10 protein-coding genes and 1 tRNA gene are annotated in these 15,830 nt (G+C 49.3%); 6 read left to right on the top strand and 5 right to left on the bottom strand.

The genetic code is table 11. The features are described 5' to 3' along the window. Positions 1-4 precede the first annotated feature (4 nt). Both infC and NZM01_07350 read left to right on the top strand, forming a co-directional pair. A complete protein-coding gene (infC, locus tag NZM01_07355) occupies positions 5-529 on the top strand; it encodes a translation initiation factor IF-3 (protein ID MCS6959849.1) in 525 nt (174 codons plus the stop codon). Continuing rightward, positions 529-1,332: a transporter substrate-binding domain-containing protein gene (locus NZM01_07350; GenBank protein MCS6959848.1), complete on the top strand. Its 804-nt coding sequence runs from the start codon at positions 529-531 to the stop codon at positions 1,330-1,332. The genes infC and NZM01_07350 overlap by 1 nt, the downstream gene beginning before the upstream one ends. On the opposite strand, the gene NZM01_07345 is transcribed toward NZM01_07350, so the two are convergent. The 4 genes from NZM01_07345 to NZM01_07330 form a co-directional block, all read right to left on the bottom strand. Beyond that, positions 1,283-1,588, bottom strand: a complete 306-nt coding sequence (locus tag NZM01_07345) for an NHLP leader peptide family RiPP precursor (protein ID MCS6959847.1) — start codon at positions 1,586-1,588, stop codon at positions 1,283-1,285. The two genes, NZM01_07350 and NZM01_07345, sit on opposite strands and share 50 nt — an antisense overlap. Continuing rightward, on the bottom strand, positions 1,563-2,729 hold the full coding sequence (locus NZM01_07340) for a helix-turn-helix domain-containing protein (protein MCS6959846.1): 1,167 nt from the start codon (positions 2,727-2,729) through the stop codon (positions 1,563-1,565). Before NZM01_07340 ends, NZM01_07345 begins: the two co-directional genes overlap by 26 nt. Continuing rightward, positions 2,720-5,896, bottom strand: a complete 3,177-nt coding sequence (locus tag NZM01_07335; GenBank protein MCS6959845.1) for a type 2 lanthipeptide synthetase LanM family protein — start codon at positions 5,894-5,896, stop codon at positions 2,720-2,722. Before NZM01_07335 ends, NZM01_07340 begins: the two co-directional genes overlap by 10 nt. Positions 5,897-5,978: 82 nt before the next feature. Then, positions 5,979-8,804 carry a pentapeptide repeat-containing protein gene (locus tag NZM01_07330; protein MCS6959844.1) on the bottom strand — a complete coding sequence of 942 codons (2,826 nt, stop codon included), beginning with the start codon at positions 8,802-8,804 and terminating at the stop codon, positions 5,979-5,981. A gap of 183 nt (positions 8,805-8,987) precedes the next feature. Between NZM01_07330 and NZM01_07325 the strand changes: the two genes are divergently transcribed. Next, positions 8,988-10,157 carry an ABC transporter substrate-binding protein gene (locus NZM01_07325; GenBank protein MCS6959843.1) on the top strand — a complete coding sequence of 390 codons (1,170 nt, stop codon included), beginning with the start codon at positions 8,988-8,990 and terminating at the stop codon, positions 10,155-10,157. Here the strand turns inward: NZM01_07325 and NZM01_07320 are convergent. Further along, positions 10,152-10,640, bottom strand: a complete 489-nt coding sequence (locus NZM01_07320; GenBank protein MCS6959842.1) for a tRNA (cytidine(34)-2'-O)-methyltransferase — start codon at positions 10,638-10,640, stop codon at positions 10,152-10,154. The two genes, NZM01_07325 and NZM01_07320, sit on opposite strands and share 6 nt — an antisense overlap. Positions 10,641-11,140: 500 nt before the next feature. On the opposite strand from NZM01_07320, the gene NZM01_07315 reads away from it, so the two are divergent. The 3 genes from NZM01_07315 (at position 11,141) to NZM01_07305 (ending at position 15,798) form a co-directional block, all read left to right on the top strand. After that, positions 11,141-12,430: an efflux RND transporter periplasmic adaptor subunit gene (locus tag NZM01_07315; GenBank protein MCS6959841.1), complete on the top strand. Its 1,290-nt coding sequence runs from the start codon at positions 11,141-11,143 to the stop codon at positions 12,428-12,430. Beyond that, complete coding sequence (locus NZM01_07310) at positions 12,427-15,687, top strand: efflux RND transporter permease subunit (GenBank protein MCS6959840.1); 3,261 nt, start codon at positions 12,427-12,429, stop codon at positions 15,685-15,687. The genes NZM01_07315 and NZM01_07310 overlap by 4 nt, the downstream gene beginning before the upstream one ends. A 37-nt stretch (positions 15,688-15,724) precedes the next feature. Next, positions 15,725-15,798, top strand: a tRNA-Arg gene (locus tag NZM01_07305). Positions 15,799-15,830 lie beyond the last annotated feature (32 nt).

The following is a 15,830-nucleotide window of genomic DNA, read 5'->3' as shown; positions in this document are numbered from 1 at the left end:
CTGCATGGATAAAAACACTGCTAAAGACGTTCCCATGATCAACGACCGCATCCGCTTTCCCCAAATTCGGGTGATTGATGAGGATGGTACGCAACTGGGGATTATGACCCCTAAAGAAGCCATGGCGATAGCAGATGAGAAGGAACTCGACTTGGTGTTAGTGGGGGAGAAGGCAGACCCGCCTGTATGTCGTATCATGGACTACGGCAAGTTCAAATTTGAGAAGGAAAAACGGGCAAAAGAGGCAAAGAAAAAGCAGCATACTGCTGAAGTCAAGGAAGTCAAGATGCGCTACAAAATTGAGGAACATGACTACCAAGTGCGCATTAACAGTGCCCAGCGCTTCCTCAAAGAGGGGGACAAGGTAAAAGCAACCGTGATGTTTCGGGGGCGGGAAATTCAGCACGCCGACTTGGCACGGGAATTGCTTAATCGTATGGCAAACGATTTGAAGGATATAGCGGAAGTGCAGCAGGCTCCCAAACAGGAAGGGCGTAACATGACAATGGTTATGGCTCCCAAACGCTAATGGCAGTGGGGCGCTCCCTACTGCTGGCCTTACTTTTGTGGGGATGTAATTACAGTCTGGGGGCAGCGGAGTGGGCAGCAATTCAGGAGCGGGGTTTTCTAACTATTGGTGTTAGCAGTCATAATCCGCCCCTAGCCTATCGGGATCAACAGGGTAAACTGGTGGGCTATGAAATTGATCTAGCGGAGGAGCTGGGGCTGCGTCTACTGGGGAGCAAGGACAGGGTGAAATTGGTGCCCCTCAAACATACCGATCGTTTACCTGCTCTCTGGCAAGGGGCAGTAGATATGGTGATTGCCCAAATGACTGTAACTGGTAATCGTCAGAGGTTGGTGGTGTTTTCCCCTAGCTACTACACCGATCGGACAGTCATTCTCCACCGCAAAGAGCTAAATTTATCCGAGCTCCTCCGCCCCCGCATTGCGGTTTTGCAAAGTTCCAGCAACATCAGTGTGCTACAGATGACCTTACCCCAGGCACAACCGATCGCCATTCACACCTACCAAGAAGGTTTCCTTGCCCTTGCTGCCCGTAAGGTAGATGGCATGATTTTAGACCAGGTGGCTAGCTTGAGCTGGTTACAGCAAAATCCTCGCTTTACCGCTTATCCTACCCCCCACTTCCAGAGCCTAGCCATTGCCCTGCCCCAGGGGCTACAGTACACGGAACTCAGGCAAAGAGTGACAAATACGATCGAAGTCCTGAAAACCCAAGGCTGGCTAACCGAGCGCCAGAGATTTTGGAACTTGCTCCCTAGGGACAAATCAAACACAGACTCAAACGTTGGGGTCCCATCACCGTAAACATACTGCCCCCCGCTACCAAGTCTAACTCTTCGGGGGAGAGGGCTTTCTCCTCCTTAGCATTAGGGTTAGGGGGAATGACCAGATAGAGAGTGTCTGTTTGCTCCTCCAGGACGTGAATAGTGATATGAGCAGGCAGCTCCCAGCCTAACACCTCACCAATTGCTCGCTTGGGGTCTGCCAGGAGTAACTGCCGAAACCCCTCATCCCGCCAGGCACGCTCAATAATTTCACTTTCTAGCTGCTTTTTGTCCATGACCTAACTGCTTCAGATGCTCTTTACGCCAAACTTGGGGGGTCTGATTATGGTTTTGACGGAACTGGCGAATAAAGTGTTCCACACTTTTGTAACCCACACTCATAGCAATTTGCTGGATGGATTGATTAGTTTTTAGTAACAACAACCGCGCCTCCGCCATACGATATTCCGTAATCCACTGGTTGACTGTTTTCCCTGTGGCCTGTTGCACCATACTGGTCAAATAAGCGGGCGAATAACCCACTGCCTTAGCGACATCCTTGAGGGCAATTCCTTCTCGGTAGTTAGCTTCAATAAAGCTGAACACCTTGGTGAGAGAGGGTTGGATAGGAGGGTCGACCTTGGTGCTTGCCAAAAAATTGTTAAGGTCTAATTCTACCTGCTTGTGCTCGGTTATGTCCACTAGGCAGGTGAGATATAAGCCTTGGAGATGGTCAGTGAGGGGGTAGATATGGGCGCGCAGCCATTGCCCACTATCTTTGGTCTGAATGTCGTGGCTACAGGGCTTGCCATTGAGAGGTGGCGATTGGGGGAAAAATTCCTTATAGGGCAGCCCTCTGGGATCGAAGCAGTCTGCTGGCAGAATTTGGGGGAAGAGTTCCTCACACTGTTGGTTGAAGTATAGAATCGTGCCCTCTGGCTCAGTCATGATCAATGCCGGAAAGGGAATGGCATCGGCAATTGGCTCGATCGTTACCCTCTGCATCTGAATTGTGGAGAGGCTCTGGCGGTAGGGAGTCAAGTCGATTTGGAAACCGACCATGATATGTTTTACTCCCTCCCCATTGGTCAGGGTATGTCCCCGCACCCTCACCCAGCGATAGCTACCATCGCGATGTAACAGGCGATGTTCTGATTGAAAGTCAGGAGTCTGTCCGTTGAAGTGAGCTGTTAGGCGGCTCCTCACTGCTTCTACGTCTTCGGGATGAATGCGGTGTAGCCACTCCACAGGACTATTGCCGATTTCTGCATCCCGATAACCCAGCATTGCCTTCCATTCCAGGGAAAAGTTGATAGTATTCTTGAGCAGATTCCATTCCCACAGGGCATCCTTGACGGGAGTCACCATAAAATCCTGCAGTCGACCGCCACGATCGACCTTACTACGGTCTGGTACCAGGGACAAGGTCATTGCCATAACAGCACCGATGGATACTGTGCGGGCTTAGCAATTCTTAGCATGGCATAACCAACCCCTGCCAACCCCTGGAAAAAGCCCGGATTAAATACTCCTGTCGGTATATGGGGCAGGAGATAAAAGCCCCCCACTCGCTGGGCCCGCCGAAGCAGATTAGCCAGCTGCCATTTTACTTTCTCCGCTAAGTCGGGGCGCTCGAGAATTTGGCTAGCAGTTAAGAGAGTCTCCATCCTGCCCAGATTGCCGCAACAGAGGTGGTCGATCGTTTGGAAAGCCTCATTGCCCGTGGTTTGGAGACCTCGCTCGATCGTTGTGCGCAAGTCCGCACTATCCAAGGTGGTGAGACAGCCCAACCGCCCCAGGGTAATGCCACAGGCACCGTGACACCAACTATTCATACACAGACTAGGGTCAGCATTGCGAAAATCAGGATAGTTCTGACGATCGGGCATAAACACCGCCTCCTCAAAGGCAATGGCTTCCTGGGCAGCAGACAGCAGTTCCTCCTCCCTGGTATAGCTGTAGAGTTGGACGAGGGCATAGGCAATCCCCGTCTGTCCGTGGGAAAAACCCGTCAAATGGGGTAAATCCAGTCCCTGCCAAGCTAAATGCCCAGTAGTAGTAGGGGTACGGTGGCACAGGAGATGATGGGCACACTCCCTAGCCCGATCGACTAGGTGTTCCCTATGGCTGGCACGGTAGAGACTCAGCAGCCCCAAAATTGCCCCCGCGCTGCCTGCTAGCACATCATACATTTTGTCCTTGGCAATGAGGTCAGGGGTCACAAGCTGGGCAAAGCGATCGGCTAAATCCAACAGAGACTTATCCCCTAGGAACTGGCTAATTTTCGTCAAACCATAGATGATCGAACCCAAGCCAACTGCTCCCCCCAACCCCACGCTGTCCAAGAAGAAGGGCAATATCCAATCCTGGTAGAGAAATATAGCAGGGAGGGGTTTAACTGCTCCCTGAGCTAACTGTCGCCACTCCGTCCGTCCCGTCTCGCGATAGAGAGCCGCCAAAAACAGAGCAATCCCCACTGCCCCATCGTAGAGAGAGTATTCTACCGGTTGCAACCTAAACTTATCGGCGTTGGGTACTAACCCCAGACCAATCCAAGTTACACTGCCGTCCCGTCCGCGAAACGCTCGCCGTGCCAACTCCTCCCCAATTGCGACAGCTGTCCCGATCGCTTCCTCTCCTGTCGTAGGCGCGAGGTCTTGCCAAGTATAGTTCTGGGGGTCAAGGGGTCTCGTAGTCTGCAGGTCAACAGCGTACAGGGAACCGCGGATTAATTCCATCTGTTGTTCCAGATGAGTGGGAGTGAGATGGGTGAGATTATTTTGTACCAGGGCAATACTAGGACAGGTAAAACAGTTCTTGATTAGAGGCTGGTGATTATGTGCCCATATATCTACCCCACTGGTATTGCCCCAGAAGCAGGGGATGTCATACTGCCACAACGCCTTAATTTCCGCCTCCACTATTGGTGCTAGGGGGTGTACTTTTTCACTCCACAATAGGGGACGGGCAAGGCGCTCCAACTCGATACTAAAGTCAATACCGTTGCGCAGGTACTGTGGCTTCAGGGCAGAGGCAATAATATCAGCATAAACTTGAGTAGAACGAAACAGAGAGCGTACCTTGAGGTTTTGTAGGGCTGCTAGGGGAGCTTGCTCCTTGTGGTGGGCAATTGTCTGCCATGCCTGCTGGAAGCCTGCTAAAAACTCCTCTACAAATTCCCTGGGGTCAGCTTTGGGGCTAGCGCTTTCCTGTCTAATCTCTAGGGGTACTTGGGTCACCCGCATTTTATCTGTATTTATATCCTCCCACTTGGGCACCTGAACTACTTGGGCTTGCTCGCCAATGCCCATACCGCTTAGATCAAGGGTTTTATCGCCGCTCCCTTCCCAACGGGGTAATAGACCAACCCGAATCACGGATTTATTCAAAAATTCCTGGGTCTGGCGCAGAGCTTCGCTTGTCTCCCCTAAACCAGGGGGACTGGTGTCTCTAAATTCATGGTTCAGGATGGTCTCCAGGTCCACCAGAACGGGGTATTCACCTTGGGTAATTAGGTTTTCTCCGTGACAGTCGTTAGCCCCCAGCAGATGTAACAGAGTCAGTAATTGCCCCAGCCTTTGGTAGTATCGTTGCGCTTGTGCCCGATCGCTGCAGGCTTCTGCCTCAATAAATTCCATCCAGCCGTACTCCCCTCGATCGACTACCCTAGCTGCCTTTAAGTCCAACATGCCCCCTAGGCTATTGACCCAGTCCACCCATACTGCGAAAGCCTGCTCTGCCTGGAGGGAACGGGGTTTGTAAATTACCCTGCTGCCATTGCTGAACTCTAGGCCTGTGACTGTCCTGCCGCCGTTATGGGGGTCACCCAATTCGGGCTGCACCTTTTCCACCTTACCGCTGACCCCGAACTTCTCCGCCAACAGGTCATAGTCTGCCACCAAACGATCGGTAAGTTCCTGGGTTGCTTCAATCCATAGTTCCGTTACCCGACACATCAACCGCGCCAGAACGGGATAGGTAGTAAAAAATGAATGCAACTTGTCCTGTCTTTGTTGGGCAACAAACTCCTGGTAGAGCTGGTCACTGTGATAGTTCGGCAAGTGCATCATCAAACGTGCCAGCATGGGCTGTTTAGCTAGACGAAAGAGAGAAAACTGCTCTAAAAATGCCCTCCCTGCTAAATTCACCAGCCAAGCTAACAACTGGTGACAAAATACCTCCAGGATTTGCGGGGTAGCTACTACCGACCAGCGATCGCTCAAGCGTAACCGTTGTCTTGCCACTGCCAGGAAAGGGAGACACAGATGCGCAAAGGGGACTGGCTCCTGCGGGAGATAAAGGGCATCCTCTGCTTGTACCTCGTAGTGTAGGACTTGGTCTAGTATCCCTGTCCAAGAAGGCAGCTTTACTGGTACAGGCTTAGACCCTAAAACCGCATAGGCAAAGCCGCGATTTCTCAGAAGACCCAGCCAGCGCAGTCGGTTAACAAACCGCTTTTCATCACCGCAGACGTGTTGCCAACGTTCCCAGCGTTTTTTAACAACTTTGTCCGCCTGCCTCCAGGGCAAGAAAAAACCCTTCGTGGCTCCAATGCGTTCCTGTAAACTCAGGGCAGCCTGCACGATTTCTGATAGCTCAGCCATAGCTGTTGCAGAAAAAGACTACTCTATCATACCGCTTCCCAAGTGCTATCCCCCGCCCCAGACTGGGATTAAATCTCTTGCATCAAAAACGACAAGGACCAGGTCTACCATTGGGACAAGTAGTAGTACTATCACTCAGAGGCGGATTGCCCTCTGCCCATCTGCGTCCCCCTAGCTTGGCTTTGGCAAGGTTTGCTCCTCTAAAGTCTGTCTTACTCAGTTCAGCATTCTCCAGGTTGGCAGCGGTGAGGCTAGCACCATTGAAATTAGCCAGATTGAGCCGTGCGGCCTTGAGGTTAGTTCTCTCTAACTTCGCTCCCTGTAGGTTAGCCTTCCTAAGGTTAACTTCTCCTAGGTCAGAACCCGACAGGTCGGCTCTTGCTAAATTGGCATTTTCCAGATTAGCTTTCTTCAAAACCACCGATCGCAGATTTTTTCCCTGTGCATTCCGCCAAATGCCCACTCGGAGAGTGGTCACTGTGATCGTTTTGTTCACTCTGGGATGGGAAAACACCATCCATAGCACACCCAGAGGCACAAGTACAATACCGACGCGTTTACAAATTTCTAGAATCGTAGCACTATTGTTTTCCCAGAACTGCTGTATCCGTACTGTGGGGGAGGGTTTTTCTGGAAAAGTGGGAGCTGTATGGGACACGGGTGGATGGGGGTTATTTACTGGTAAGTTAGCAGGCTGGGTATCTCCCGCGGCAAAACTACGGGTATCAAACTGGGGTGGCAAGCTAGTATCCTGATAGCGAGCACCTGTCTGTTCCGATACCCCAAAAATTTCGTCTGACACAGGGGGGACATCATCTAGCAGTTCCTGCCAGTCATCCTCATTGGCAAAGGGGTCCTGCCCCCGCCCCTTGATTTGAGCACGGTAGGGAATATCGGAGTCATCGTCTAGTACGATACCGTCTTTTCTTTTGTGAGCAGGTTTCGTTGGCTGTGAACGAGGCTGGTATTGTTCTTCGTAGAATTCATCGGCAAAGGAAGGCATGCTAATGCTGGGCGGGGGCTTTACCTCCGTGCGGGATTGTCTAACAGGGGGCAAAGGCGGTAAGGAAGTATCTTGTTCTTCCTTGTGAAAATCCAATGTTTCCCTGAGGCTGCTCTTACTCTGTTCCAGCACTTGCTTTGCCCTAATGGCAGTTTCCATTGGGTCATTGCTAACACTGAAACTCTCAAAATCGGGCATTGGTATATCTAGGGCTGACATCTTACCTGCGGCAGCTTTTTCCCAGTCAATCAACTCTCCTGCTGGCATATCGTAGTCTTCTTGATCATCCTGCCATCTGGTCACCATTGCATCAGCCTCTTCATCCTCCACAAACCTTGTAGAGGTCTTGTCATTGCCCAGTTGAAAAGTAGTGATAATCTCTTCAATAATGGAATCTTCGTCTTCCTCCTCAGGAAATTGATTATTACTCAGTCCTGACTGCCATTCTGCATAATCATCATCCTCTGTTGTCTGATAGCCTTCGTATGAATTGTTATAATTGCTATCTTCATTAGTTGCTTCCCACTCCACTTCCTCTACCTCGTAGTCACTGTAGTCATACTCTGCTGGCTCATATTCCTCCTGTTCTTCTTCCTGATCAGTATCATCGTATTCTCTTTCTGCCGCTCCTGGATAGGACTTATCCTCTGTCTGAAAAGCGGTGAGAATTTCACTGATTGCCGATTCTTCATCCTCTTCATAGTTGATCATCTGATCCTCCTGCTCTTCCTGTAACCAAGTTTCTAACTCTTCTTGTGCCTGGGCGGGCGTATCTTCCTCTTGGAGCAACGTCTCCAACTCATCGATCGTGTTTGTCTCTAGCGCGTGCAAACCTGCTTCTGTGTCATCTAAAAATTGCACTATCTCTGGGGGCAGAAAGCCCTGCTCCTCTTCCACCTGTGTCGTTGTGGTAACAAGATGAGGTTCAGGTTCTTCCTCTTGGAGGGGGTTGTCTAGTTCATCAATCATCTCTGCTGCTACCTGCACAGGTTCTCCCCTGGGTGCTTCGCTACTTAGTTGTGCTTCTATAGACTGGACAGAGGGCATTTCCTCTTCTTCGGTCTGTAGGAGGGTTTCTAGCTCTTCGATCGTTTCTGTTGCCAGTTCATGAACTACAGCTTGGTGGCCTAGGGAAAGTTCTTCCTCTAGCTGGGATGTTCCAGGCTCCCCTGTGTCGCCACCTGGTAACAGGGTTTCTGGTGCATCAATCACTTCTGCACCCTGGGGGTAAGTTAATAGCTCTTCATCCAATTGTATGCGGGTTTCCACCTCCGCTATTGAGAGTGCCAACGGATTTGCCTCTTCCCCTTGCAGGAGAATTGGGGTTTCCTCTTCGTCCAACTGCAGCAGTGTTTCTAATTCCTCGATCGTGGCGGGTGTTGCTACATCTGCTTGTAAGGGAGCTGGGGCTTCCTCTTCGTCCAACTGCAACAGTGTTTCTAATTCCTCGATCGGGGCGGGTGTTGCTACATCTTCGGCTACTTGTAATAAAGTCTCTACTTCCTGCCCTTCTGCTGCCGTTGGGAGATTTGCTATTTCCAAGTTGACATCGGAATTCTCTGGGGGAAATTGTTCTTCGAAGTCCTCTGGGGCTGAGATAGCCGTTAGAACAGCAGGCGAGAATTCAGGCGGATAAGCGATGGTTTGTTCATCAGGAGTATTTCCTGGCGCAGCAGTGGCAGGAATGGGAGAGCTGGCTGGTTCTGGAGGGTTATCCCCCTGGATAAGAGTAATCAGACCCATGTCTACCACATCTATTGACTCTAGGAGCTCGCCGTATTGCTCTACAAATTCTTGCTCTGCCTTGGCAATATCTACCTCCGTTGCAAAAGGCAAGTCCTCAATTATAGGCAGCTCTAAGTCGCCTTCCTCTTCAAACCCCTCGGCATGCGGTAGGTTAACCATAACCAGTCAGCTCGGTAACGCTTTGCTACATTGTACCCGAATTTTAGGCGCTCCCTGCCAGCAAGCAACTTGTGTTTGGCAGTCTTGCTTGCATAATTTTTAACAATTTTTCTCTCATTTTGCCCGAGTTTAGGGCAGTTATTGTAAGATAAAGCACATTTCTAGTCCACCCGAACAATATTGATGCGCCAAGTTTTCCATTTTCTAGCTCTCTGTCTGACAATTTGCTTGGCAATCATTGCCTGCCAGTCTCCCAGCCCGGAGGGGAAAGCTATCCCCATTGGTATTGCTGTCGCCCAAACTAGCAATGTAGCTCTTTTGGGGCAGGAGCAGGTGATTGGTGCTAAGCTGGCCGAAAGTTACTTTAACGAACAAGGGGGGGTCAACGGTACCCCTATTAAATTAATATTTCAGGACACGGGAGGAGATGAACAGGGGGCGAGCAATGCCTTTACTACTCTAATCAACCAGGACAAGGTCGTAGCGATCGTGGGTCCCACTCTTTCCCAGCAAGCCTTTAGTGCTAGCCCCATTGCTGACCGAGCAGGTGTACCTGTAATTGCTCCTTCCAACACAGCCAAGGGCATTCCCCAAATCGGCAAGTTTGTCAGCCGTGTCTCTGCCCCTGTGACAGCAGTTGCGCCTAAAGCGATCGAGGCTGTTTTGCAAAAGTATCCCAATATCAAGCGGGTGGCAGTTTTCTATGCCCAGGATGATGCCTTTAGCAAGTCGGAAACAGAGGTTTTTCAGCAGACGGTGCAGTCTAAAAACTTAACACTAGTGACAGTACAGACCTTTCAAACCAAGGATACAGACTTTCAAACCCAAATCACCAATGCCCTCAAATTCCAACCTGATCTGGTGATCATCTCCGGTTTAGCAGCGGATGGAGGGAATTTAGTCAAGCAACTGCGAGAACTGGACTACAAAAATCCTATCATTGGTGGCAATGGCTTGAATACTGCCAACATCTTTTCTGTGTGTAAACAATTCTGCGACGGCATTTTCATTGCTCAAGCCTACAGCCCCGAACTGGACACTCCCATTAACAAAACCTTTCGGTTATTATATGAACAACAAAAGCAGCAAATTCCACCCCAATTTACCGCCCAAGCCTTTACCGCCGTGCAAGTGATTGTGGAAGCACTGCGCCGAGTCGACAACCCCACTGGTCTACCCCTGGACACGCTGCGGCAAAAACTCAACGACACAATTCTGTCCCACAGTTACGACACACCCCTGGGTAAGATCAGCTTTACCGCCGAAGGGGAAATCCTCCAGAATCAGTTCTACGTTGCCCAAATCGAGATGGACAGTAGCGGGGAAAAGGGCAGATTTAAGTTCATTCTATAGCCCCAACTGCCGCCGCGCCTCAAACAACCCCACTGCCACACTCACTGACAGGTTATAGCTCCTGACTTTGGGTTCGGCAAAGGGTATATAGACCGTAGGATTAGTAGCGAGAATTTCCTGGGGCAAGCCATTGGTTTCACTACCAAACACCAGCCAATCTCCTGGTTGATAGGAGAACTTTTGGAAATGGGTTTCCCCGCGAGCGGAAAAACAGACCCAGCGCTGCGCTAATGCCCGACAACTCTGCCAGTCGGGATGCACATAGAGTTGCACATACTGCCAGTAGTCCAGCCCTGCTCGCTTTAGCCAGCGGTCGCTAATTTCAAAGCCCAGGGGTTCTACCAGATGTAAAGGTGTTTTTGTGCCGGCACAGGTGCGGGCGATATTGCCAGTGTTGGGGGGAATTTGGGGATAGACTAATACCACCTGCAACGGTGCAACTACCAATTTGTCTAAGGGTTGCGTAAACGGATAAATACCCATAGGGAAAACTGTAAATTTATGTAAAAACTATTGGCTTTTATGGCAAGGGTTTTATATTATGTATGCAAGGCACAAGGAAAGCAACAGATGAACCAAAACAACCTTAGCTCCATCGGGCTGTGCCTCCTCCCGAAGCTAAACCTTGAAGTTCTCCCCTTCGACTACAAACTAAGATTAAGGTCTTGATTCCTGCCTTATTTACTAAATTTCGGAAGCCTCTAGATCGCGACAAAGAAGTAAGTTTAGGGTTAGGTTATTAACAAATGTTGCCACCTTCTAGACGAGCAGAAGAGAGGAAGTGAGTAAGGAATAGGAAAGACAAACTGCCCAGGTTAGTGGGAGCTGTAGGTAGCGATCGTGCGAGAACTGGTGTCCTGTCGTTTAGTAAAGTGAATCGCAAATTGAATCAACCTCTGACGATTGGAGTCCGGTAGCCGTCTACTGGACTCTCGTTGTTTTGGGGTATGTGCTATACTGGACGTGCCTTGTCGGTTAAGTGCATGAAAAAGTGGGCAATTCTGGCGGCTGTGTTCCTGACTGCCTGTGCTAGTTCCGCCAATCGTTTCCCCAGCGGTCCTGTAGCAGTTGAGACAAGCGGCTTAGTCCTAGGCACGATCGAGGATACCTCTGATTTCATTGCTGCTCTCAATTCCCGGCAATCGGTAGCTCTCAAGCCTAGGGTAGCGGGGCAGGTGACACAAATTTTAGTCAGGCAAGGGGACACGGTCAAAGAAGGGACAACGCTACTAGTAATTGATCCCTCCCAACAACTGGCAACGGTAGAGAGTAATGCTGCCCAAGTTCAAGCTGCCCAAGCGGAAGTGGATGCCAAAGTTGCTGCCCTGGCTTCAGCCGAAGCCGCTTACGAAAGCGCTAAAGCTCTCCTCAGTTCTAGGCAAGCTCTCCGCAGTGAGCGGGTGGCAGCCCTTAATCTGCAACAGCGGGATGTTCAAAGGGACAGAGAGCTATTCAAGGAAGGAGTGATTTCCCAGCGTTTACTAGAGGTGAGACTAACTAATCTTCAAGCAGCAGAGGCTGCTCTCCAGTCCCTCGATCGGGAAATCGAAGCGCAGCAGGCTAACGTTAAGCAGGCGGAAGCGCGGGTTCTCCAGGCAACAGCAGACCTCAATGCGGCTAAGCAGCGTCTACAACAGTTTCAATCTAACAAGCGTCGCGAAGAGGTACAGTTAGAGTTTCACCAGGTCAGTGCTCCTTTCCCAGGACAAGTGGGAAACATTCCCGTCAAGGTGGGAGATTTTGTTAATACTGCAACAGAACTATTGACTATCACCCAGGGTGACCAGCTGGAGGTGGAAATTGCTGTACCAGTCGATCGGGCTTCCCAATTGAAGGAGGGATTGCCAGTCAAAATCCTAGGTGAGCAAAACCAACCGATCGGTGAAGGTAATATATTTTTTATTTCTCCCACTGTCACTCCCCAAAGTCAGTCCGTACTGGTGAAGGCAGTGATTGACAACCAACAGGGCTTGCTCAGACAGAACCAGTTTGTGCGGGTGCGGATAGTGTGGAGCAGTCGCCCAGGGGTAAAAGTACCTGTAACTGCTATCTCTAGACAAGCCGGCAAGAACTTTGTCTATGTGTTGGAAACAAAAGTGGCAGATGGTAAAACGAAAACGATCGCTCGCCAAAGGATGGTAGAGCTGGGCAAAATTGTGCAAAATAACCAAGAAGTTTTGAACGGATTACAACCCCAAGATACTGTCATCACTAAGGGAATTCAATTTTTGACTGACGGTGCCGAAGTCATTGTAGGAAAGGATCAATCATGATTTTCTCTATTTCTGACCTGTTCATTCGCCGTCCCATTCTTGCTACTGTCTGTTCTTTGATCATCTTCCTATTGGGGCTGGGGGCAGCTTTCACCCTACCGATCGGACAATATCCCAATATCACTCCCCCCCAAGTTGTAGTCAGTTCCGTTTACATTGGGGCAAGTGCAGAAGTGGTAGAGGCAACGGTCACAAATGTCCTGGAGCAGGAGCTTAATGGTATCCAAGGATTGCGTTACATCACCTCTACCAGTACCGACGATGGAGTCAGTACTATCACTCTCACCTTCCAACCCGATCGAGACCAGGATTTAGCCGCGGTGGATGTACAGAATCGGGTAGCAACTGTCACTTCTCGCTTGCCAGCACCTGTACAACAGGCAGGGGTAAGAGTTAGAAAACAGACATCAGGCTTTTTGTTTGCTATCGGTCTTTATGCCGACAAGGATGAACAGGGCAAACCGCTTTATGATGATGTCTTTCTCAGTAACTACGCTGACTTATACCTAGTTGACCCGATTCGCCGTGTAAATGGTGTCAGCAATGTACAGATCTTTGGGGAAAGACGGTTCGCTATTCGGACTTGGTTAGACCCCAACAAAATGGCAGCGCGGGGAATTACTACCCAGGATGTCATTCGTGCGATTCAAGAACAAAATTTACAGATTGGTGTAGGACAAATTGGGCAACAACCAGCTCCACCTGATTTAGAATACCAACTGACAGTAACGGCTAAAGGGCGCTTAGTTGAGCCAGAACAATTCCAAGAAATTATTGTCCGCTCTACCCCTACAGGGGAACTAACCCGCATCAAAGATATTGGTAGGGTGGAGTTGGGGGCGGAAAACTATGCCACTGTATTGCGTTTTAATGGTGTACGGGCTGTTGGTTTGGGGGTATCCCAATTAGCTAATGCTAATGCTTTAGAAATAGCTGACCAGGTGCAGAGTTTGATGGCAAGACTGTCTAAGCAGTTTCCCCCTGGTATCAAGTACAAATTCGCCTACGATACCACTCGGTTTATTAGAGCAGGGGCGCGGGAAGTAATTGTTTCTTTGTTCCTAGCTATTGTTTTAGTGGTCATTATTCTCTTCTTGTTTTTACAAGATTGGCGGGCTACTCTGGTGCCTTCTCTGGTTATTCCTGTAGCTTTGGTGGGGACATTCATTTTTGCCAAACTGCTAGGTTTTAATATCAACACTCTCACTTTATTTGGTCTCACCCTTGCTTCTGGTTTAGTGGTAGATGATGCCATCGTTATTGTAGAAGACATCAGTCGCCGCATCAATGAGGAAAATATGAACCCGATCGAGGCAGCAATTGCTTCTATGAATGACTTAGTTAGTGCGGTAATTGCTACTTCTCTGGTTTTGATGTCAGTGTTTATTCCTGTTGCTTTCTTCCCTGGTACCACGGGACAGTTGTATCGTCAATTTGCTCTCACGATCGCTTTTTCGATCACTATTTCTACTTTTAATGCTATCACTTTTACTCCCACTTTGTCAGCGCAATTATTTCGCCGGGGTCAGGTTCATACCAATGGCTTCTTTCGCTGGTTTAATAATGGAGTAGATAACCTAAGAATCAAATACCGATCGGCTTTATTTGCTCTGTCTCACTACAAGGGGCTAGTTGTCATATTGTTTATCGCCTCCCTGGGTCTAACGTATTTTGTCTTTACCAGAGTACCGACTAGCTTTTTACCAGGGGAAGACCAATCCTACTTTATCACGATCGTGAGGGCACCGGAGGGTGTATCCCTCAGTTACACGGAAAACATCCTCAAACAGGTAGAACAAATAATGCTAGCGCAACCAGAGGTAGAGGGAGTATTTGCGGTTGGTGGTTTTAGTTTTGCTGGTACTGCTCCCAATCAAGGGATTGTTTTTACTACTCTCAAACGCTGGGAAGAAAGGAAGCGCCCTGACCAGGCGCAAAATGCTATTATTTTTGGCAGAATTGCCCCCCAACTAGCCCAAATCAAGGAAGCTAGAGTATTTGCTTTTCCCCCACCAGCTATTTTGGGTTTAGGTAATGTGGGTGGATTTGAGTTCCAGTTACAGGCTTTAGAGGGGCAAAGTTTTACTGAATTAGAGAGCTATGCCCAACAGATTGTAGCTAAGGCTAAAGAATTTACAATTGACGGCAGACCTGCTTTTGCGCCCCCCGGCTTAAGGGTGGATTTCAGTGCCAATACACCTAAATTGTTTGTGGAAGTCGATCGGGATAAAGCCATAACTCTCCAGGTTTCTCCCCAGGATATTTACACTACTTTGCAGACATTTTTAGGTTCTAGCTACGTCAACGATATTGACAGATTTGGGCGCGGTTATCGCGTGTATGTGCAGGCAGATGCCCCTTTCCGATCGAGTGTGGATGACATTCTCAAACTCTACGTCCGTTCTAGGTTAGGGGTAATGATTCCTTTGAGCAGTTTAGTACGGGTTTCTCAGGTTTCTGCCCCTGCTATTATCAATCACTACAACTTATTCCGGTCGATTCCGATTAGCGGCAGTGCTGCCCCTGGCATTAGCTCTGGTCAGGCAATTAAAGCAATGGAAACAATTGCTACCCAAGTTTTACCGCGGGGTTACAACTATGAGTGGACGGGATTAGCCCTAGAAGAAATTACCTCCGGTGGTCAGGGTGTTTTAATTTTTGGCTTTGGTCTAATTCTTGTCTTTCTTGTGTTAGCTGCCCAGTATGAAAATTACGTAGACCCCTTTATCATCATGCTGGCTGTACCTCTGGCAATTTTAGGTGCTCTAGTGGCAGTGATTGGTAGGGGATTCCTGTCTATTTTACCCTTTATTATTGGGCAACCTTGGCTAACTCTAATTGTTGGTCCACCATTTCAAATGGCAAGCGATGTTTACACCCAAATTGGGTTCGTCATGCTGATCGGTTTAGCTAGTAAAAATTCTATTCTGATTGTGGAATTTGCTAACCAACTGCGCCAAGAATTGAATCTCCCAATTGTGAAAGCAGCGATCGAGGCAGCCCAGTTGCGGTTAAGACCAATCTTAATGACGGCTCTTTCCACCATGATTGGCATTTTTCCCCTAGTGATTGCCAGTGGGGCAGGGGCAGCAGCGCGGCAGTCCCTTGGTACAGCGGTATTTGGCGGTATGGCTGTAGCTACTTTCTTGAGTCTGTTTATCACCCCCGTACTGTACATCGTTGTTAAAACAGCAGTTGATCGCAGCCAAGCTGGTCTTTATAAGCCCGATCCCTGTAAGGAGAAAGAATTACCTTGATAGGGACTAACTATTCTGTGCTATAATCTGGCTTGTTGGGCATGTAGCTCAGTGGATCAGAGCATCAGATTCCGGTTCTGAGGGTCGTAGGTTCGAATCCTACCATGCTCGTAGGGAAGATGATTCGGTGGGCTAGGCAAATC

Source organism: Pseudanabaenaceae cyanobacterium SKYG29, assembly GCA_025055675.1.
Taxonomy (GTDB): domain Bacteria; phylum Cyanobacteriota; class Cyanobacteriia; order Pseudanabaenales; family Pseudanabaenaceae; genus M5B4.
This window is presented reverse-complemented; position numbering and strand designations above follow the sequence as displayed.

What these genes read in the sequence shown, in the direction of transcription:
- infC (MCS6959849.1), top strand. Translation starts at nt 5, where the DNA reads ATGGATAAAAACACTGCTAAAGACGTTCCCATGATCAACGACCGCATC.
- NZM01_07350 (MCS6959848.1), top strand. Translation starts at nt 529, where the DNA reads ATGGCAGTGGGGCGCTCCCTACTGCTGGCCTTACTTTTGTGGGGATGT.
- NZM01_07345 (MCS6959847.1), bottom strand. Translation starts at nt 1,588, where the DNA reads ATGGACAAAAAGCAGCTAGAAAGTGAAATTATTGAGCGTGCCTGGCGG.
- NZM01_07340 (MCS6959846.1), bottom strand. Translation starts at nt 2,729, where the DNA reads ATGGCAATGACCTTGTCCCTGGTACCAGACCGTAGTAAGGTCGATCGT.
- NZM01_07335 (MCS6959845.1), bottom strand. Translation starts at nt 5,896, where the DNA reads ATGGCTGAGCTATCAGAAATCGTGCAGGCTGCCCTGAGTTTACAGGAA.
- NZM01_07330 (MCS6959844.1), bottom strand. Translation starts at nt 8,804, where the DNA reads ATGGTTAACCTACCGCATGCCGAGGGGTTTGAAGAGGAAGGCGACTTA.
- NZM01_07325 (MCS6959843.1), top strand. Translation starts at nt 8,988, where the DNA reads ATGCGCCAAGTTTTCCATTTTCTAGCTCTCTGTCTGACAATTTGCTTG.
- NZM01_07320 (MCS6959842.1), bottom strand. Translation starts at nt 10,640, where the DNA reads ATGGGTATTTATCCGTTTACGCAACCCTTAGACAAATTGGTAGTTGCA.
- NZM01_07315 (MCS6959841.1), top strand. Translation starts at nt 11,141, where the DNA reads ATGAAAAAGTGGGCAATTCTGGCGGCTGTGTTCCTGACTGCCTGTGCT.
- NZM01_07310 (MCS6959840.1), top strand. Translation starts at nt 12,427, where the DNA reads ATGATTTTCTCTATTTCTGACCTGTTCATTCGCCGTCCCATTCTTGCT.